General features: G+C 60.3%; 17 protein-coding genes. 5 read left to right on the plus strand and 12 right to left on the minus strand.

Annotated elements, in window-relative coordinates; translation table 11 throughout:
- Positions 1-2 precede the first annotated feature (2 nt).
- From KJF94_RS24220 to KJF94_RS24230, 3 genes are all read right to left on the minus strand, one after another.
- Positions 3-1253 carry a sarcosine oxidase subunit beta gene (locus tag KJF94_RS24220; RefSeq protein ID WP_007947735.1) on the minus strand — a complete coding sequence of 417 codons (1251 nt, stop codon included), beginning with the start codon at positions 1251-1253 and terminating at the stop codon, positions 3-5.
- A 23-nt stretch (positions 1254-1276) separates the two neighbouring features.
- Positions 1277-2530: a serine hydroxymethyltransferase gene (gene glyA / locus KJF94_RS24225; protein ID WP_214379345.1), complete on the minus strand. Its 1254-nt coding sequence runs from the start codon at positions 2528-2530 to the stop codon at positions 1277-1279.
- Between the two features lie 312 nt (positions 2531-2842).
- Positions 2843-3553, minus strand: a complete 711-nt coding sequence (locus tag KJF94_RS24230) for a TraX family protein (protein ID WP_214384949.1) — start codon at positions 3551-3553, stop codon at positions 2843-2845.
- A gap of 133 nt (positions 3554-3686) precedes the next feature.
- On the opposite strand from KJF94_RS24230, the gene KJF94_RS24235 reads away from it, so the two are divergent.
- Both KJF94_RS24235 and KJF94_RS24240 read left to right on the plus strand, forming a co-directional pair.
- The gene (locus tag KJF94_RS24235; protein ID WP_214379347.1) at positions 3687-4727 is read left to right on the plus strand and encodes a threonine aldolase family protein; all 1041 of its coding nucleotides are present in this window, start codon (positions 3687-3689) and stop codon (positions 4725-4727) included.
- Positions 4728-4965: 238 nt separating this feature from the next.
- Positions 4966-5790 carry an SDR family oxidoreductase gene (locus KJF94_RS24240; RefSeq protein ID WP_214379349.1) on the plus strand — a complete coding sequence of 275 codons (825 nt, stop codon included), beginning with the start codon at positions 4966-4968 and terminating at the stop codon, positions 5788-5790.
- 93 nt (positions 5791-5883) lie between these two features.
- Here the strand turns inward: KJF94_RS24240 and gbcB are convergent, their stop codons facing one another.
- A complete protein-coding gene (gene gbcB, locus KJF94_RS24245) occupies positions 5884-6984 on the minus strand; it encodes a glycine-betaine demethylase subunit GbcB (protein ID WP_214379351.1) in 1101 nt (366 codons plus the stop codon).
- Positions 6985-7265: 281 nt separating this feature from the next.
- Here gbcB and gbcA point away from each other — a divergent pair, with 281 nt between their 5' ends.
- The gene (gbcA, locus tag KJF94_RS24250; RefSeq protein WP_214379353.1) at positions 7266-8561 is read left to right on the plus strand and encodes a glycine-betaine demethylase subunit GbcA; all 1296 of its coding nucleotides are present in this window, start codon (positions 7266-7268) and stop codon (positions 8559-8561) included.
- Positions 8562-9348: 787 nt separating this feature from the next.
- Here gbcA and KJF94_RS24255 read toward each other — a convergent pair.
- The 8 genes from KJF94_RS24255 to KJF94_RS24290 all read right to left on the minus strand — a co-directional run bounded on the left by KJF94_RS24255 (position 9349) and on the right by KJF94_RS24290 (position 19112).
- On the minus strand, positions 9349-10515 hold the full coding sequence (locus KJF94_RS24255; protein ID WP_214379355.1) for a retropepsin-like aspartic protease: 1167 nt from the start codon (positions 10513-10515) through the stop codon (positions 9349-9351).
- Positions 10516-10594: 79 nt separating this feature from the next.
- Positions 10595-11161 carry a GNAT family N-acetyltransferase gene (locus KJF94_RS24260; RefSeq protein WP_214379357.1) on the minus strand — a complete coding sequence of 189 codons (567 nt, stop codon included), beginning with the start codon at positions 11159-11161 and terminating at the stop codon, positions 10595-10597.
- A gap of 123 nt (positions 11162-11284) precedes the next feature.
- A complete protein-coding gene (gene etfB, locus KJF94_RS24265) occupies positions 11285-12055 on the minus strand; it encodes an electron transfer flavoprotein subunit beta (protein ID WP_214379359.1) in 771 nt (256 codons plus the stop codon).
- 15 nt (positions 12056-12070) lie between these two features.
- Entirely contained in the window at positions 12071-13291 is a 1221-nt protein-coding gene (gene etfA / locus KJF94_RS24270; protein ID WP_214379361.1) for an electron transfer flavoprotein subunit alpha, read from the minus strand.
- Complete coding sequence (gene dgcB, locus KJF94_RS24275) at positions 13291-15240, minus strand: dimethylglycine demethylation protein DgcB (protein ID WP_214379363.1); 1950 nt, start codon at positions 15238-15240, stop codon at positions 13291-13293. The genes etfA and dgcB overlap by 1 nt, the downstream gene beginning before the upstream one ends.
- A gap of 209 nt (positions 15241-15449) precedes the next feature.
- Positions 15450-17510 (minus strand): dimethylglycine demethylation protein DgcA, encoded by a 2061-nt coding sequence (gene dgcA, locus KJF94_RS24280; RefSeq protein WP_008151900.1) that lies wholly within the window; start codon positions 17508-17510, stop codon positions 15450-15452.
- Between the two features lie 15 nt (positions 17511-17525).
- A complete protein-coding gene (locus KJF94_RS24285) occupies positions 17526-18056 on the minus strand; it encodes a DUF5943 domain-containing protein (RefSeq protein WP_007947752.1) in 531 nt (176 codons plus the stop codon).
- A 78-nt stretch (positions 18057-18134) separates the two neighbouring features.
- Entirely contained in the window at positions 18135-19112 is a 978-nt protein-coding gene (locus tag KJF94_RS24290) for a dipeptidase (RefSeq protein WP_008033250.1), read from the minus strand.
- A 231-nt stretch (positions 19113-19343) separates the two neighbouring features.
- Here KJF94_RS24290 and KJF94_RS24295 point away from each other — a divergent pair, with 231 nt between their 5' ends.
- Positions 19344-19745 (plus strand): lysozyme inhibitor LprI family protein, encoded by a 402-nt coding sequence (locus KJF94_RS24295; protein ID WP_017341195.1) that lies wholly within the window; start codon positions 19344-19346, stop codon positions 19743-19745.
- Between the two features lie 60 nt (positions 19746-19805).
- On the plus strand, positions 19806-20222 hold the full coding sequence (locus KJF94_RS24300) for a DUF3010 family protein (RefSeq protein ID WP_214379365.1): 417 nt from the start codon (positions 19806-19808) through the stop codon (positions 20220-20222).
- Positions 20223-20332 lie beyond the last annotated feature (110 nt).

Raw genomic sequence — 20332 nt, forward strand, 5'->3', positions numbered from 1 at the left:
TGTTAGTGGGCAACCGCAGCAGCGCCGTGTTCGTCGATCAACGCACCGTTGTGGAAACGGTCGATGGAGAAAGGTGCGGCCAATGGGTGCATTTCACCCTTGGCCAGGCTCGCGGCAAACACGTTGCCCGAGCCAGGTGTTGCCTTGAAGCCACCGGTGCCCCAACCGCAGTTGAAGAACATGTTCGGGACCGGGGTTTTCGAAATGATCGGGCACGCATCCGGCGTGGTGTCGACGATGCCGCCCCACTGACGGTTCATGCGGACGCGAGACAGCACCGGGAACATCTCGACGATGGCCTGGATGGTGTGTTCGATCACCGGGTACGAACCACGCTGGCCGTAGCCGTTGTAGCCGTCGATACCGGCGCCGATCACCAGGTCGCCCTTGTCGGACTGGCTGATGTAGCCGTGCACGGCGTTGGACATGATCACGCTGTCGATAATCGGTTTGATCGGCTCGGACACCAGCGCTTGCAGCGGGTGGGATTCGATCGGCAGACGGAAACCGGCCAGCTTGGCCATGTGCCCGGAGTTACCGGCAGTGACCACACCGACGCGCTTGGCGCCGATGAAGCCCTTGTTGGTTTCAACACCGATGCACACACCGTTTTCCTTGCGGAAACCGATCACTTCGGTCTGCTGGATCAGGTCCACGCCGAGTGCGTCAGCGGCACGGGCAAAGCCCCACGCCACGGCATCGTGACGGGCTACGCCGCCGCGACGCTGGACGGTTGCGCCCATCACCGGATAGCGCGTGTTCTTCGAGCAGTCGAGGTACGGAATCTCGTCGGCCACTTGTTTGGCATCGAGCAGTTCACCGTCCACGCCGTTGAGGCGGTTGGCGCTGACCCGACGCTCGGAATCACGAATGTCTTGCAGGGTGTGGCACAGGTTGTAGACGCCGCGCTGGGAGAACATCACGTTGTAGTTCAGGTCCTGGGAAAGACCTTCCCACAATTTCATCGCGTGTTCGTACAGGTGCGCCGACTCGTCCCACAGGTAGTTGGAGCGGACAATGGTGGTGTTGCGCGCGGTGTTACCGCCGCCCAGCCAGCCTTTCTCGACCACGGCCACGTTGGTGATGCCGTGTTCCTTGGCCAGGTAGTAAGCCGTGGCGAGACCATGCCCGCCACCGCCGACGATGACCACGTCATAGACCTTTTTAGGGGTCGGCGTGCGCCACATTTTCTGCCAGTTTTCGTGATGGCTGAGGGAGTGTTTGAAGAGGCCGAAGCCCGAGTAGCGTTGCATAGTCATTTACTCCAAAACCGCGCTCAGCGATAAACCGGGAAATCTGCGCACAGGGCCGACACTTGCTGCGCGACATTGGCCTCGACATCGGCGTCGCCGAGGTTGTCGAGGATGTCGCAGATCCAGCCGGCCAGCGTGACGCACTGGGTCACCTTGAAGCCGCGCGTGGTCACCGCCGGGGTGCCGATGCGCAGGCCCGAAGTGACGAACGGCGACTGTGGATCATTCGGGACAGCGTTCTTGTTCACGGTGATGTGGGCGCGACCGAGTGCTGCATCCGCTTCTTTGCCGGTGAGGCCCTGACGGATCAGGCTGACCAGGAACAGGTGGTTGTCGGTGCCGCCGGACACTACATCGTAGCCGCGTTTGATAAATACGCCGGCCATGGCCTGGGCGTTGTCGATCACTTGTTGTTGGTAAGCCTTGAAACCTGGCTCCAGAGCTTCCTTGAAGCACACGGCCTTACCGGCGATCACGTGCATCAGCGGGCCGCCCTGGGCACCCGGGAAGACGGCTGCGTTGAGCTTCTTCTCGATTTCTTCGTTGGACTTGCACAGGATCAGGCCGCCACGTGGACCGCGCAGGGTCTTGTGGGTGGTGGTAGTGACCACATCGGCGTAAGGCAGCGGGTTCGGGTACAGGCCGGCAGCGACCAGACCGGCAACGTGAGCCATGTCGACGAACAGCAGCGCACCGACCTTGTCGGCGATCTGGCGGAAGCGTGGGAAGTCGAGGGTCTTGGAGTAGGCCGAGAAGCCGGCGACGATCATCTTCGGCTTGCATTCGACGGCCAGGCGCTCGACTTCGTCGTAGTCGATCAAGCCGGTTTTGGTGTCGATACCGTACTGCACGGCGTTGTACAGCTTGCCCGAGGACGACACCTTGGCACCGTGGGTCAGGTGGCCGCCATGGGCCAGGCTCATGCCCAGAATGGTGTCGCCGGCTTGCAGCAGGGCCAGGTACACGGCGCTGTTGGCCGAAGAACCGGAGTGCGGCTGCACGTTGGCGTAATCGGCGCCGAACAGTTGCTTGGCGCGTTCGATGGCCAGGGCTTCAACCTTGTCCACGTGCTCGCAGCCACCGTAGTAGCGCTTGCCCGGATAGCCTTCGGCGTATTTGTTGGTCAGGCCACTGCCCTGCGCTTCCATGACGCGTTTGCTGGTGTAGTTCTCTGACGCGATCAGCTCGATGTGATCTTCCTGGCGTTGCTCCTCGGCATTCATCGCCGCCAGCAGTGCATCGTCGTAACCCTTGATCTGGTCTTGCTTGCTGAACATCGCGTCTCTCCCAGCGGCGGCGGTGCGCCATTCGTCTCGGTGAGGCACGTACCTGTCGGCAGTGCCCTTTGATGCGATGGTATGACCGGCGCAGACAGGCCAAATGCCTACGGACGCCACGCAAAGGTGCGTTTACGACATGGACTGCAAAGGATGGCTGGCAAAGGCCTTTGTGGCGAGGGAGCTTGCTCCCGCTCGGCTGCGAAGCAGTCGTAAAACCGACAAACTCGATCTGACTGCAGAACCGCATGTTCTGGGTTTGGGGCTGCTGCGCAGCCCAGCGGGAGCAAGCTCCCTCGCCACAGGACGGGTTCAGGCCAGGAGTTGGCGTAGGGCCAGCAATGCGAGGAAGTGCGCGGGATAGAGCGCATACGCCCAACGCCGCATCGGCGGCGGCTTGAAACGGCTGGCATGTCGCAACAAGAACAACCCGAGCAATGGCGCGATCAGACAAGTGGCAATCCCGAACAAGGCGGCGCTGCTGCCAAATCGGGCCGAGGCATACAACACATGCCATTGATTGGCAGCCATGCAAACCAATCCCGGAAACAGGCTGAAATACCAGGGCCGCCTGATCACCAGCAGCATCGCCAGAGGCAGCAGAACACCAAAGAAACCGAACATCAGGCGTTCCGAGAACAGTGCTCCCAGCATCACAGCGCCGACCGCGAGCAGGCGCGATGGCAGTGTTTCATCCTGCCAGCCACGCGCGACCAATAGCCCAAGCACCAGCGTAGGCAACACATTCAGGGTGTCGGGATCAGGGATGAATATCCTGTAAGGGATTTCGCTGATGGCACTGAACAGAATCAACCAGCCCAAATACCGCCACTGATGTGTGACTTCCCGTGCCCGCGAAACATTCGCCGCCATCGCCAGACAAAACCACGGAAACGCCAACCGGCCGGGAGCATAAAGAATATCGACGGAGTAACCGACATATCGCAGGTGATCGAGCACCATGCTCAGGAGCGCCAGCCACTTCAGCAGATCCAGTGCCCCATCCCGTTGCGTCATGTGCATAATTGCCCGTCGTCTTTGTATTGTTCTGTCAGACGCATCCCGTGTGCTCCCCGGATGATCTTCGGTAAAGTGCGCACCATCATTGACCACGAAACGCTTCACCATAAGCGTCCCGACCACGGAAAGCAGGGCCATGACCGATAAGAGCCAACAATTCGCCAGCGACAACTATTCCGGTATCTGCCCTGAAGCCTGGGCGGCGATGGAACAGGCCAACCACGGTCACCAGCGCGCTTACGGCGACGATGAATGGACCGCCCGCGCGTCCGATCAATTCCGCAAATTGTTCGAAACCGACTGCGAAGTGTTCTTCGCCTTCAACGGCACTGCGGCCAACTCATTGGCCCTGTCGTCGCTGTGCCAGAGTTACCACAGCGTGATCTGCTCGGAAACCGCCCACGTCGAAACCGACGAATGCGGCGCGCCGGAGTTCTTTTCCAACGGCTCCAAACTGCTGGTCGCCCGCACCGAAAACGGCAAGCTGACCCCGGAATCGATCCGCGAAGTGGCCCTCAAGCGCCAGGACATCCACTACCCGAAACCGCGCGTCGTGACCCTGACCCAGGCCACCGAAGTCGGCAGCATCTACACCCCGGAAGAAATCCGCGCCATCAGTGTCACCTGCAAAGAACTGGGCCTGAACCTGCACATGGACGGCGCGCGGTTCTCCAACGCCTGCGCATTTCTTGGCTGCTCGCCAGCGGACCTGACCTGGAAGGCCGGGGTCGATGTCTTGTGCTTCGGCGGCACGAAAAACGGCATGGCCGTGGGTGAAGCGATTCTGTTCTTCAACCACAAACTGGCCGAAGACTTCGACTACCGCTGCAAACAGGCCGGTCAGCTGGCGTCCAAGATGCGCTTCCTCTCGGCACCGTGGGTCGGGATTCTGGAAAACGACGCCTGGCTCAAGTACGCCCGCCATGCCAACCACTGCGCGCAGTTGCTGGCTGAACTGGTCAGTGACATTCAGGGCGTTGAACTGATGTTCCCGGTGCAGGCCAACGGCGTGTTCCTGCAACTCTCGGAACCGGCCATCGCTGCGCTGACCGCCAAGGGCTGGCGCTTCTATACCTTCATCGGCAACGGCGGCGCACGCTTCATGTGCTCGTGGGATACCGAGGAAGAACGCGTTCGTGAATTGGCGGCGGATATTCGGGAAGTCATGTCCCGCTAAGCAGCAAGCCCCGCTCCCCTCTGTGGCGAGGGAGCTTGCTCCCGCTCGGCGGCGAAGCCGTCGCAAACCTGCCAACGCGGTCTGCCTGACAGACCGCGTCCTCAGTATTTGGGTCTGCTTCGCAGCCCAGCGGGAGCAAGCTTCCTCGCCACAGCGACCGCGTACACCTGAAGACTTCGTCTACATTGACTGGCGAGCCGTTCCACTCGCTCAGACAATAACAATCAGGAGCGCACGCATGTCCTTACAAGGCAAAACCCTGTTCATTACCGGCGCCAGTCGCGGGATTGGTCGTGAGATCGCGCTGCGGGCGGCGCGGGATGGGGCCAACATTGTGATTGCGGCCAAAAGTGCCGAGCCGCATCCCAAACTGCCGGGCACGATTTTCAGCGTCGCGAAGGAAGTTGAAGCCGCGGGAGGCCAAGCGCTGGCCTTGCAGGTGGATGTGCGCGATGAAGTCGCGGTGCGTGAAGCGCTCGCCCAGGCCAACGAACATTTCGGCGGTATTGATGCGCTGATCAACAACGCCGGCGCAATCAAGCTGACCGGCGTTCAGCACATCGAGCTCAAGCGCTTTGACCTGATGCACCAGATCAACACCCGCGCCGTGCTGCTGTGCAGTCAGGCCGCCCTGCCCTATTTGAAAAAGAGCAGCGGCCATATCCTCAATCTGTCACCGCCACTCAACCTGGCCACCAAATGGTTCGCCCAATACAGCCCGTACACCGTGACAAAATACGGCATGAGCATGCTCACGTTGGGCATGAGCGAGGAATTCAAGAACTACGGCATCAGCGTCAATTCACTGTGGCCGCAGACCATGATCGCCACCGCGGCCATCGAGTTTCAGCTGGGTTCTCGCGAGTCCTTCAAACATGCGCGCACACCGGCGATCATGGCGGACGCCGCCCATGTGATTCTGGACAGCAGCGGTCGCAGCATTACGGGTCGGTTGCTTATTGATGAGGAAATACTTCGGGAGCATGGCGTGACCGAATTCGATCATTACCGCTTTGAGCCCCACACCAACGACAAGCTGATGCCAGACCTATTCGTCGACTGAAAAAACACCGTACCTGCTCGCGATGAGGCCGGAACATTCAACATTGATATTGACTGATCCACCGCTATCGCGAGCAGGCTCGCTCCCACAGGTTTAGAACTCAATCCGCACATCACCCTTCGGCACGCTGCAGCACGAAAGAATGTATCCCTCGGCTTCGTCTTCTTCGGTGATCCCGCCGTTGTGGTCCATCTCGACCTCGCCACCCAGCTTCATCACCTTGCACGTCCCGCAGATCCCCATCCCGCAGGCCTTTGGAATCAACAGACCCAGCTTGGCAGCAGCGGCGTGGACCGTTTCCCCCGGTGCAACGCGAATGCTCTTGCCGGACGCGGTGAACTCCACTTGATGCAGATCCGCCACGTCGATGTCCGGTGCATCTGCGGCAATTTCGGCTTGCTCCACCGCATCGGCGCGGGCTTCCGGGGGCGTGGCGCCGAAGGACTCCTCGTGATACCGCTTCATGTCGAAACCGGCGGCTTCGAGCATGCGCTTGACCGCGTTCATGTACGGCGTCGGGCCGCAGCAGAACACTTCGCGCTCAAGGAAGTCCGGCGCCATCAGCTCCAGCATCTTGTGGTTCAGGTAGCCGCGATAACCGGCCCACGGTTCACCCAGACCATGCTTCTCGCAGATCAGGTGCAGGCTGAAGTTGTCGATCCGCGACGCCATGTGTTCCAGCTCGCGGTGGTAAATGATGTCCTTGGGCGAACGGGCGCTGTGGATAAACACCATGTCGACGTTGCCGTTGGTGTCGTAGAACCAGCGCGTCATCGACATCACCGGCGTGATGCCGACACCACCGCTGAGGTACAGCACTTTCGGCGCGGTGAAGTCCATGGCGTTGAACAGCCCGACCGGCCCGTGCACCGCCAGTTCCTGACCTTCGTGCAGGGTGTCGTGCAGCCAGTTGGAAACCTTGCCGCCCGGCACGCGCTTGATCGTTACCGAAAAGCTGTACGGCACCGACGGCGAGCTGGAAATGGTGTAGGAGCGCATGATCGGCACGCCTTCGATTTCCAGCTCCAGGGTGACGAACTGCCCCGGTTTGAAGAAGAACAGGATCGGCTGGTCGGCCATAAAGCAGAAGGTGCGCACATCCCAGGTTTCCTGGATGACTTTGACGCAACGGACGATGTGTCGGCCATTGGCCCAGGTCTGGGTAGTTACCGGATTCAGGAAGCTGTTGGACATGCTGTTCTCCACCGCCGATGGTCGGCCTTATGTTGGCGATTCTGCGTATAGCGCGAACCACCCATTTACCTATCTGCGACATTCACATACTTATCGCGACCAGCCCCCAACTACCGAGGGTTGCGCGTCGGGAACAGATTGGGCCATGTCGCCCATGGATAAGGTTCTGGGCAGCGCCGGCCCCACACTCGCCCCATACCAAGACACATTCTTTACACCTTGCGTAGCAACCCTGATCAGCCACTTTCGCGGCCACGCAGATGGCCTTGAGGAAACACACGATGGACGTCACCGCAAAAATCAGCCTGGGCGATCCGCTGGAACCCGCACGCAAGGCCACCGCGCAGATGCTGCAAGAGCGCGAGCGTACTTTCTCGCTGCCGCAGCCGTTTTACTCTGACGAGCGGCTGTTTGATATCGACATGCAGGAGATCTTCCAGAAAGAGTGGTTGATCGCCGGCATGGCCTGCGAAATCCCGACCAAGGGCAACTACCTGACCCTGCAAGTCGGCAAGAACCCGATCATCGTCATTCGCGGTGCCGAAGGCGTGATTCACGCGTTCCACAACGTCTGCCGTCACCGCGGTTCGCGGCTGTGCACCAGCGAAAAAGGCAAGGTCGCCAAGCTGGTCTGCCACTACCACCAATGGACATACGAGCTGGACGGTCGCCTGCTATTCGCCGGCACCGAAATGGGCGCCGACTTCGACATGAAGCAGTACGGCCTCAAGCCAGTGAACGTGAAGACCGCCGGTGGCTACATCTTCATCAGCCTGTCGGAGAACCCGCCGGCCATTGATGACTTCCTGTCGACGCTGAACCATTACATGGAACCGTACGACATGGAGAACACCAAGGTGGCGATTACCACCACCTTGGTGGAGAAAGCCAACTGGAAGCTGGTGCTGGAAAACAACCGCGAGTGCTACCACTGCAACGCGTCGCACCCTGAATTGCTGAAAACCCTGCTGGAATGGGACGACGTCACCGACCCGCGCGCCGATCAGGCCTTCAAGGATCACGTCGCCGCGTCCGCCGCTGCCTGGGAAGCCGAGAAGATCCCTTACGCCCACGCCAGCTTCGGCCTGCGTAACCGCATCGTGCGCATGCCACTGCTCAAGGGCACCGTGTCGATGACCCTGGACGGCAAACAGGGCTGCGCCAAACTCATGGGCCGCATCAAGAACCCGGACCTGGGATCGATGCGCATCCTCCACCTGCCGCACTCGTGGAACCACTGCATGGGCGACCACATCATCGTCTTCACGGTGTGGCCGATCAGCGCGCAGGAAACCATGGTCACCACCAAGTGGATCGTCCACAAGGACGCCGTCGAAGGCGTGGACTACGACGTGGAGCGCATGCGCCAGGTCTGGGACGCCACCAACGACCAGGACCGTCGCCTGGCCGAAGAGAACCAGCGTGGGATCAACTCCACTGCGTATCAGCCTGGGCCTTACTCGAAGACTTATGAGTTTGGTGTGGTGAACTTTGTGGACTGGTACAGCGAGCGTCTGTTGAACAACCTGGGGGCTGAGCCGGCTCCGTATCTGAAAGGCGTTCCTGTCCAGGGCTAACAGCAAAAGCTTCGCGGGCAAGCCTTGCTCCTACAGGGGATCGGTGGTGTTCACACATGTTGTGAACGACATCAATCAATGTGGGAGCGAGCCTGCTCGCGATAGCGCCATCCTCCGCGACACATCCCCTTCTGACTCCCCGCAACCTTAGAACTGTACGAAATATGATCTATTGCGTTCAGCGCTATGCCGTGCGTGGCTTCCAGCCTTCAGCAAACAAGTTATCCACACCTCCACCCACAGCTAATGGGGACAAGTGTGTGACAACCCATAACTTTCTCCACAGAAACCGAAGAAAATCCGTGACTTATCCAGAAGCAGGGTTTTGAACAGCAATTGGTTGTTTTTTGACCTGACACCTGAAAGCAACGCAATACGTGGCCTGTAGCGGATGGCGAACACCTTATCCACAGAAGCGCCAACAGACTTTGGGGGCAACTTCTGCGCCGCTGTGGAAAACTGCCGTAAACCGCGATAAATCAGGGTTTGCGCGAGGTTAACCCCTCCAAATCGTCGAATTGTTCACTTTTTGATCACGCAGCGGAAAGCCCCGGTTTATACGGCCTGTAGCGGACAGCGAACATCTTATCCACAGAAGCGCCAACAGAGATTGGGGGCAAGTATTGCCGCCCGCTTAAACTTATCCTCGGGAAAAAGCCCGTAAAAACCGTAAGTTAGGCTGGTTGTTTTTTGTACGAAGGCTTGCAGGGCTTGATTTTCATGGCGTGCAGCGAGGGGCGAACATGTTATCCACAGAAGCGCTAACAGGGATTGTGGGTAACCGTCATCAAACCCTGTTGAAACAGGACAGGCCTGAGGCGATGTCCAGATTCAGTTCATAGTCATTGAAAGCCCCCCACCCGAGCAGGATCGAAGGCACGTACTGCCCGAGTAGCAGGGACGGCGGAATCGTATAGTCCGGGTAGTATTTATAGGTGATCGACCGGATGCGCCCGGACAGGCTCAACTCGCCCCTGTAAGTCCGGTGGCTCGGCGTGACGGTGACGTTGTCGGGTGAATGGCCGGGCGAGGACGAGGTCAGGTAATCCACATTGCCGGTGTCGACAATCGCCAGCGTCGCCCGACGATCCAGTCGCGCGGCAATGGTCAGTCTTTGATTGATGTCCATACGCACGTAGGTGATGGGCGAATCACATCGTGTGGGCGGTGCAGCGTTAATCTCCAGGGTCTTGTTCGTGACCTTCAAACGCCCTGACTTACCGATCAGATCAAGCCCCAACAAGTTATCCCGGTCACTGACAAACACCAGGACATTCCTGAATTCGCTTGTGCCTATCTTCAGGGATTCCAGGATTCCCAGTTGGGCTGCCAGGTCTCGCTCACCGTAAAACGTGCTGTAGCCATAATGGGAGTCGGTTAATAACCTGATGCCCATCAGCTTCGCGGTTTCAGTGTTGACCCGTGTTTGAGGGGCTCCCGTGTCAAGAATGAACCGCGCCGAAACCCCATTGGCCGCTTTGACATCGATGTAGGGCAGCGCTTCGTCGGTCACGTGGCCGTCACCGGGGTAAGGATGGATCGGCAGTACTTCGTGGTGCTTGGTCCGGGTCACCGAGAAATCGGCGACCGTGCGCAAGGTGGCGATCGATTCGCTGCCGAACATGGAAAACATCAGTTTGAGCTCAGGGTCGTTCGCGATGGCCCCGGCATGACGGCGCTTGATCGCCAGGTAGTAATCGGGAAGCTGGTTGGCGGCTTTGGCCTCGAACATTCTGGCGAGAACGGAGACTGAACATTGCAGGTTTTTTTCAGCATCGCGCACGTCGTCGCACCGCTGCTTCATCTGCGCCAGGGAAGCGCTCCGCCCCTGTCCGGACTCGATCCATGTGTAGAAATCCGGCGCTGCGTTATCAGCCGTCGAATTCTTGGATACAACCAGAAAAACCGTCAGGGCACAGATCAGACATGTCTCACGCCGACTGACCGCGTTCATGATCAACCCGTGCCTGAAAACGCATTGTTTGAATTAGCGCTGCTGCCAGTTCGGACAGCTCATAGAGAAATGTAGCTCACTAGGGCCACTGCATGAGGTAGGCGTCACCGGTCACTCGAATCATCGGGTGAGGGGTGATCTGGCAGGAATCGACGATTCGAAAGCCATGGCGTTCGTAGAACCGACGGGCGCCGGTGTTGACGGCGTAGTCGATCAGGCTCAACCCCTTGAGGCCCAACTGGTTCGCGCGCTCGTGAGCGTGCGCGAGGAACTGTTTGCCGAGGCCCTGATTTCGCCAGCCTTCGTGCAGAGCCAGGCTGGAGATGTAGAGCGTGTCGGGGATTTCCATGTCGGCATACGGCGCCAGCACCGGGTCGGTGGTGGGCTCGGCCAGGGGATCGTGACGCATTGTGTAGCTGTGCATCATGCCGATGACCTGCCCGTCCACTTCGGCAATCAGGCAGTTCTGCCAGGAGAAATCCACATCGTCGCGGGCATAACGACTGGCGCCGACGTCCAGCAGATCCTGGCCGGGCTCTGCCAGTTGGCTCCAGATGTAATCAGCAGCCCCCTCTGACGAAATCTGGAACAGACGAGCAATCTCCCGCGCATCCGCGCGCACTGCCGAACGAAATTCAACGGTCATTGTTTTTCCTTGTGGGAGCGAGCCTGCTCGCGATTGCGTTGAGTCAGCCGCCGATAATGTCGACTGACCCAACGCTATCGCGAGCAGGCTCGCTCCCACATTTTGATTTGTGGTGGTTGTGTGTCAGCGAACCACGCCTTCTTCGATCAGCAACTTGAGAATCGCCTCGGCACCCGCTTGCGCAGTTACGCCTTTGAGCACCTGCCCGCCGCCGCCACTGGCCTTGGCCGTCGCGGCTTTCATCCGGTCTGCGCCGCTTTTCGCCTTGATCACTTTCAAGCGTTTCGGCCGCGGTTTGGCGGGTTGCAACGTGGCGACCGCCAGCAGTTCATCGTCGATCACTTCGACTTCATCCGCCTGCAACACTCCGCGCCGGGCCGGGCCGTAGGCGCTCTGCCGAGACTTCGGCGCGGCGTTATCCACCGTCGCGAGAAACGGCAGCCGTACCTTCAAACGACGACGCTGACCACGGGGCAAGGCCTGCAGCACCAGCGCCGAACTGCCATCGATGGACTCCACCTGAGCCAGCCCGACCACCAGCGGCCAGCCGAGGCTTTCCGCCAGCAGAAACGGCAGCATGCCCGAGCCTTCGCCGGTTTCTGCCTGGCTGCCGGTCAACACGACTTGCGCACCGGCATCGCGCAGATAGGCGGTCAACGCCGGCAAGGCATCGGCGCCCTGGGGTTGTTCCAGCACATGCAATTGCTCCAGGCCCATGCCCAGATAAGCGCGTAATGCCGGTTCCGCGACGTCGCCGGCATGCAGCACTTGCAGGTTATTCCCAGCCAGTTGCAGACCCAGTTCCACGGCCCGCGCATCCTGCTCCGCGCGACGTGGCCGGCCGGAAGTCGGGTGGGCGCCGATGGACACCAGGCTGATGATTTTCGTGCTCATAACCCTTTCCTTCCCTTAAGCCGCATCGCGCTTGGCTTCGTTGCGGTATTCCTCTACCGCCGCGATCAAGGCTTGAAGAATCTCGGCGCTCTCGCCGATCACCGACAGGTCGGCCCGTTTGATCATGTCGCAGCCAGGGTCGAGGTTGATCGCCACTACCTTGTCGCAGGCACCGATGCCTTGCAGGTGCTGGATCGCCCCGGAAATCCCCACCGCCACGTAAACCCGCGCGGTGACCCAGGTGCCGGACGCGCCGACCTGACGGTCACGCGCCATGAAGCCGTCGTCCACTGCCACCCGGGACGCGCCTTCGGTGGCGCCGAGCGCTTCGGCAGTCCTGTGGAAAAGTCCCCAGTCCTTGACCCCGTTGCCGCCGGAGAAGATGAACTCGGCCTCGGCCATCGGAATCGCCGCCGGATCCACCGCCACTGCACCCAAATCCTCGATGCGCGACAAGCTTCGTGCGACAGCTGTGGATAACTCCACCGGCAAGGCTTCATGACGGGTTTCGCTGACCGGTTCGGCGCATTCGACGGCGGCGAGGATCAAGCGTGCCACCGGGCGTGCAAGGTCTTGCAAACCGGCACCGGCGCGGCCGATGCACTCCTGACCCTTGACCTGCCAGACCCGCGTGGCCGGGCGCTCGCCCAGTGCAGCGGCAAAGCGTCGACCGAGTTCGCCGCCACCGCTGCGGCTGTCCGGCAGCAGCCAGTGACGCGGGCTGAACTGGTTATCCACAGCCCGCAGGCCCTGGACCCGTTGTTCCGGTGCATAACCGCTGAATTCGTCGCCTTCGAGTACCAGCAAGCGATCAACGCCAGCGGTAGCGAAGGCATTTTCCTTGTGCTCGCCGAAGACCACGGCCAATACCGCGCCGTCCTTGCCGGCCAATTGATGCGCCAGGCCGAGCAAGTCGCGGTCGTGACTGCTCAAACGGCCGCCAACCATGTCCGGCACCACGCTGATGTAAAACGCAGGTGCAGGTACTTGATGCAGCGGCAATTGCACTTCAACGGCAGCCGAGCGTTTGGTCGCCCCGCCCTGCTGAGCCCCACTGCGGTCGATCCGTTTGATGCCGTTCGGGCCAATGAAACCTATGCCATGGGGATTCTTGCGAATGACGCCGTTAGGCCCCATCCAGCTGTGTTGTGCCGGCTGCATGGCCGCATGCAGCGGGTGCAGGCGGTTACGGGCAATCCATTCGGCGCGGGGGTCGCGGCGGATAATGTCGCTCATCAGTGGGCCTCCGCAGGTTCACGTTGGGCCGGTGTGGTCGGTTTGCTAGGGGCTGCGTCTTCGAGCAACGCGTCCGCCACCAGTTCGGCGATGTCCTTGATCAGCGGACGCGGTTCGACCACGCCCTCGAGCATCGCGGTGCACTGTGGGCAACCCACGGCCACCAGTTCGGCGCCGGTTTCGCGGATGTCTTCCATGCGCATGTCAGGGATCCGCTGCTTGCCCGGAATGTCGGTGATTGGCGCACCGCCACCGCCGCCGCAGCAGCGCGAGCGGAAACCGGAGCGTTGCATCTCTTTCACTTCAATCCCGAGGGCGCGCAGCACTTCACGCGGTGCCTCGTATTCGCCGTTGTAGCGGCCGAGGTAGCACGGGTCGTGATAGGTCACGCTGCTGCCTTTGTGCTGGCCGAGGTTCAGGGCACCAGCGCCGATGATTTCGGCCATGTAGGTGCTGTGGTGCTGCACGAGGTAGTTGCCGTCGAAGGCGCCGTACTCGTTTTTCAGCACGTGGAAGCTGTGCGGGTCGCAGGTGACGATGCGGTTGAAGCTGTACTTGGCCAGGGTCTGGATATTGCGTTTAGCCAAGAGCTGGAAGGTGGCTTCGTCGCCCAGACGGCGGGCCACGTCACCGCTGTCACGCTCTTCAAGACCGAGCACGGCGAAGTCGACCTTGGCCGCTTTCAGCACTTTGACGAAAGCGCGCAAGGTGCGTTGATTGCGCATGTCGAAAGCACCGTCGCCAACCCAGAACAGCACGTCGATGGATTTCTTCTCGCTCATCAGATTGAGGTTCAGGTCCGCTGCCCAGTTCATCCGCCCGCCCGGGGCGAAGCCGCCCGGGTTGTCGGTGGCGATCAGGTTTTCGAGGACTTCGGCACCCTTGTTCGGGGTCGCGCCTTTTTCCAGGGTCAGGTGACGGCGCATGTCGACGATGGCATCGACGTGCTCGATCATCATCGGGCATTCCTCGACGCAGGCACGGCAAGTGGTGCAGGACCACAAGGTTTCGGCGTCCACCAGACCGTTGACGATCGGTTGATGCGGATTACCCGCGTGTTCGCCGATGGCTTTGCCGGGATAGGGACTGCCAGCAAACTTGGCGTCGGTGCCACCGGCGAGGCCGACCACCATGTCTTGAATCAGTTTTTTCGGGTTCAGTGGCTGGCCGGCGGCGAATGCCGGGCAGGCTGCTTCACATTTACCGCACTGCACGCAGGCGTCGAAACCGAGCAGTTGGTTCCAGGTGAAATCCTTGGGTTTTTCCACGCCCAGCGGTGCGCTTGGATCGTTGAGGTCCAGCGGTTTCAAACCGGTGGAACGACCACCGCCAAAACGCTCGGCGCGGCGGTGCCAGGCCAGGTGCAGCGCACCGGCGAAGGCGTGCTTCATCGGGCCGCCCCAGGTCATGCCGAAGAACAATTCCGAGACGCCCCACAGCACACCGATCCCGAGGATCACGGCCAGGATCCAGCCACCGAAGTTTTCCGGCAGAATGCCGGCTACCGGCAGGGTCACCAGGAAGAACGACGCCGAAAACGCCAGCAAGCTTTTCGGCAAACGCATCCACGGGCCTTTGGACAAACGGGCTGGTGGGTTGCGTCGACGCAGGTACACAAAGATCGCACCGACGAACATCACCGCCGTCATCAGCAACAGCGCGTAACCGAGGAAGCGGTTATGCAGGCCGAAACCGTGCACCAGAATCGCCAGCACCGCCGACGCCACCGCACCACCGGCCGTAGCGACGTGGGTGTTGGCGATGTATTTGTCCCGCGCGACGACGTGGTGCAAGTCGACCATGTAGCGCTTGGGCATGGCGAACAGGCCGCCGATCAGGTCGACTTTCGAAGCCCGGCCCCGGCGCCACATAGCCACCCGCCGCAACGCGCCCAGAACCGCAAGGCCCAAGGCAGCGAACAACAGGATTGGAAGAAGGGTGTTCAACATAGGTGTTGCTCCCAAAGACCGCAGGGTCGTGTGCGTGCCGGTAAGAGCGACGCACTACTTGTGGTGAGGGAGCTTGCTCCCGCTGGAGCGCGAAGCGCTCCCATAACAGCCGCCGGTATCTATCTGATACACCTCGACTGCCGGTTTTGGGGCTGCTTCGCAGCCCAGCGGGAGCAAGCTCCCTCGCCACAGGTGATGGTGGTTATCCTTTAGAAATCCTTACAGAGTCGCAGCGCGTCGTAGATGGCCGCGTGGGTGTTGCGCTGCGCCACGCAGTCGCCGATGCGGAACAGCAAGTAGCCGTCGCCCGCCTGACTCAACGAAGGTTGTGGCTTGATCGCGAACAAGGCTTCGATGTCCATCTGGCCTTTGTTGCGCGAGCCTTCCTTCATGGCGTAGTAGATTTCTTCGTCCGGACGCACGCCGTTTTCAACGACGACCTGGTCCACCACCCGCTCCTCTTTGGCGCCGGTGTATTCGTTTTCCAGCACCGCCACCAGCTTGTCGCCTTCGCGATAGACCTTCTCCAGCATCATGTCCCCGGTCATGATCACTTCTTTCGGGTACATGCTGCGGTAGTAAGTCGGGAACGAGGTGCCGCCAATCGCCACGCCCGGCTTGATGTCGTCGGTGACGATCTCGACCTGGCTGCCCTTGTCGGCGAGGAAGTCGGCAGTCGACATCCCGGTGAATTCGCAAATGGTGTCGTAGACCAGTACGTTCTTGCCCGGCGCAACTTTGCCGTCAAGGATGTCCCAGCTGCTGACTACCAGGCCTTCAGCCGCGCCCCAGTGTTCGTTTTGCTCAAGGAACGGATGACCGCCGACGGCAAGCACCACCACGTCCGGACGCAGGTCGAGAATGGTCGCCGCATCGGCTGCCACGCCCAGGCGCAGGTCGACTTTCAGACGCGCCAGCTCCAGTTGGAACCAACGGGTGATACCGGCGATCTGGTCCCGTTGCGGGGCTTTCGAAGCGGTAGTGATCTGCCCGCCGATGAATTCTTTCTTCTCGAACAGGGTCACGTCGTGGCCACGTTCGGCGGACACGCGAGCCGCTTCCATCCCGGCAGGACCGGCACCGACCACCACGACTTTGCGTTTCACACCGGTCGATTTCTCGATGATGTGCGGCACACCCATGTATTCACGGGAAGTCGCGGCGTTCTGGATGCACAACACGTCCAGGCCCTGATACTGACGGTCAATGCAGTAGTTGGCACCGACGCATTGTTTGATCTGGTCAACCTGGCCCATTTTGATCTTGGCGATCAAGTGCGGGTCGGCGATGTGGGCGCGGGTCATGCCGACCATGTCCACGTAGCCGCCTTCCAGAATACGGGTTGCCTGGTTCGGGTCCTTGATGTTCTGCGCATGCAGCACCGGCGCCTTCACCACTTCCTTGATACCGGCGGCCAGGTGCAGGAACGGCTCCGGTGGATAACTCATGTTCGGGATAACGTTGGCCAGGGTGTTGTGGGTGTCGCAACCCGAGCCCACGACGCCGATGAAGTCGATCATGCCGGTGTCGTCGTAATACTTGGCGATCTGCTTCATGTCCTCGTGGGACAAGCCGTCCGGGTGGAATTCATCACCGCACAGGCGGATGCCGACGCAGAAATCCGGGCCGACTTCGGCCCGCACAGCCTTGATCACTTCCAGGCCGAAACGCATACGGTTTTCGAAGCTGCCGCCCCATTCGTCGGTACGTTTGTTGACTCGCGGGCTCCAGAACTGGTCGATCATGTGCTGGTGCACGGCGGACAGTTCGACGCCGTCCAGGCCACCGGCCTTGGCGCGTGCTGCAGCGCTGGCGTAGTTGCCGATCACGCGCCAGATTTCTTCCGGCTCGATGGTTTTGCAGGTCGCACGGTGCACCGGTTCACGGATGCCCGACGGCGACAGCAGGGTCGGCCAGTGCTCGCCGTCCCAACGGGAACGACGGCCCATGTGGGTAATCTGGATCATGATCTTGGCGCCATGCTTGTGCATGGCATCGGCCAGGTTCTGGAAGTGCGGAATGATCCGGTCATCGGCCAGGTTGACCGACTTCCACCAGCCTTGCGGGCTGTCGATGGCCACGCTGGAGGAACCGCCGCAAATCGCCAGGCCGATCCCGCCCTTGGCTTTCTCTTCGTAATACTTGACGTACCGGTCGGTGGTCATGCCGCCGTCGGTCGCGTAGACCTCGGCGTGCGCGGTGCTGAGCACGCGGTTACGGATGGTCAGTTTGCCGATCTGGATCGGCTGGAACATTGCTTCGAAAGCCATGGCGGGGTCCTCGACTTACAACGGCTTGACGGTGAACAAACCGTCGTCGTGGCCTTCTTCGGAGCCACCGTAGACTTGCTCGGCAACCGTGCGAATCTTGCTGCCGCGGGCCTGCAGAATCTGGTCCATGGCACCGGCAAACCAACCGGTAAACATGTAGTCGACCTTGCGCCCGACCTTGCCGTACACGTAGACGAACGCCGAGTGTTCGAGCTTGACGCTGGCGGTGCCTTTGTCGAGGTCGATGTCCTGGATCTTGAACAGGCCCCAGCCGCGCTGCGACAGGCGCTTCATGTAGTGCTCGAACACCGCGACGCCTTCCAGGCCGTGGCATTCGGCTTCTTTTTCACACCAGTGCCAGGCGGATTTGTAGCCGGCCTTGTAGAGGATCTCGGCGTAGGCTTCGGCGCCCAGCACTTCCTCGATGCCCATGTGGTTGTTGACGAAGAAGTGACGCGGTACGTACAGCATCGGCAGGGCGTCGGAGGTCCAGACACCGGTTTCACTGTCGACTTCGATTGGCAATTGCGGGGCGATCTTGGCCATGGAAACTTAACTCCAGAAAAATTTTGGTGTTGCCCCCGGCACGGACGGCCGGGGGAAAGGATTCAGAGGTGCGGTGGCTTATTCGCCCCAGACGTCCTTGAGGACGTTGACCCAGTTCTCGCCCATGATCTTGCGCACCACTCGCTCGGAGTGGCCGCGCTTGAGCAGGGTTTCGGTCAGGTTCGGGAACTCGCCGACGGTGCGGATTCCCAGCGGGTTGATGATCTTGCCGAAGCTGGTCAGACGGCGGGCGTAGCCCTTGTCATGGGTCAGGTATTCGAAGAAGTCCTGGCCATGGCCCTGGGTGAAGTCGGTGCCGATACCGATGGCGTCTTCGCCAACGATGTTCATGGTGTATTCGATGGCTTCGGCGTAGTCGTCGATGGTCGAATCGATGCCCTTGGCCAGGAACGGCGCGAACATGGTCACACCGACGAAACCGCCGTGATCGGCGATGAACTTCAGTTCTTCATCGGATTTGTTGCGCGGGTGGATTTTCAGACCCGACGGCAGGCAGTGGGAGTAGCAGACCGGTTTCTTGGATTCGAGGATGACTTCTTCGGAAGTTTTCGAACCGACGTGGGACAGGTCGCACATGACCCCGACGCGGTTCATCTCGGCAACGATTTCACGGCCGAAGCCCGACAGGCCGCCATCACGCTCGTAGCAACCGGTGCCAACCAGGTTCTGGGTGTTGTAGCACATCTGCACGATACCGACGCCGAGCTGCTTGAACACCTCGACGTAGCCGATCTGGTCTTCGAAGGCGTGAGCATTCTGGAAGCCGAACAGGATGCCGGTCTTGCCCTGCTCCTTGGCTTTACGGATGTCGGCGGTGGTGCGCACCGGAATCACCAGGTCGCTGTTCTCGCGGATCAGCTTCTGGCTGGCGGCAATGTTGTTGACGGTGGCCTGAAACCCCTCCCACACCGACACGGTGCAGTTGGCAGCGGTCAGACCGCCCTTGCGCATGTCTTCAAACAGCTCGCGGTTCCACTTGGCGATAATCAGCCCGTCGATAACGATGCTGTCGGCGTGCAATTCGGCTGGGCTCATCAGGCTGTCCCCTATTAGCGATTCATGCGCCGAATCGTGTGCCGGCGCTTTGGGGCCAGCATATGCCTGAGGACCGGTGCAGCCGGGTGCAAAAACGACAGAGGGTTTGCCGAAAGCGTCAATCCGCGACAAAGGGTCGTTATCGGGCCTTATCAGCTGGCTGTTCAATGCCGTCCTCTTGGGCCAGAATTCGGCACATTACTGGATGCTTACTGGATTTAGGGCGACGCAATGAAATCGATCTTCCTGGCTTTGGCACTGATAGCGACCGGCGTACAGGCGGCTGAAGAGTCCGACACCAACCCCTGCGATGCGGTCGAAAACGACGTCCAGACCCTGGAATGCTCGGTCTACAGCCGAACCACCGCCGAAGACCTGCTCAAGGACAACTACCAGAGCCTGACCGAGCGCATGCAAACGCTCTACGGCAAAAGCCCGACGCAACTGGCCGACATCACCGCCAAAATCAAGGCGGCCCAGCAACAATGGCTGAAGACTCGGGACGCGGATTGCGCGGTGGAAGCCTTCCCGGCGACCAGCGGCAGCAAGGCGTTCACCATTGCGCAGAATGATTGCGTGGCGCGGATGAGTGATGAGCGGTCGGAGTTTTTGGAGTCGATTGGGCAGGAGTGATGCAAACTCCGGCCAACTAGAGCGGCAAAGCTGCTTACTTCAGCCAGTAAAGGGATCGAAATGAAAATCTGCGGCATCGAAATCAAAGGCAGCGAAGCAATCATCGCCGTGGCGTCCCTGGACGATCAGGTGCTGAGCCACGTCGCGCTCAACACCAAGAAAATCGCCCTCGACGATGACGACGAAGCCGCCAATGTCAAGGTGTTTGCCGCTCAGGTCGCGTCGTTTGTACGTGAGAATTCCATAGACCGGATCGCGATCAAGAAGCGCAGCAAGAAAGGTGAATTTGCCGGCGGGCCGACCACGTTCAAGATCGAGGGCGTGTTTCAGTTGCTGGAGAGCTGCGAGGTGACGCTGCTGTCGCCGCAGACGATCAATGCGCAGAACAAGAAGTTTGATTTTGAGCTGCCGGGGACGCTGAACAAGTATCAGCATGAGGCTTACAAAGCGGCCTGCTCGGCGTTGATGAAGAAGTAAGATTCACACAAAAACTGTGGCGAGGGAGCTTGCTCCCGCTCGACTGCGCAGCAGTCGCTATTGGGGGCCGCTTCGCAGCCCAGCGGGAGCAAGCTCCCTCGCCACAATGA

Source organism: Pseudomonas hormoni (assembly GCF_018502625.1).
Lineage (GTDB): Bacteria > Pseudomonadota > Gammaproteobacteria > Pseudomonadales > Pseudomonadaceae > Aquipseudomonas > Aquipseudomonas hormoni.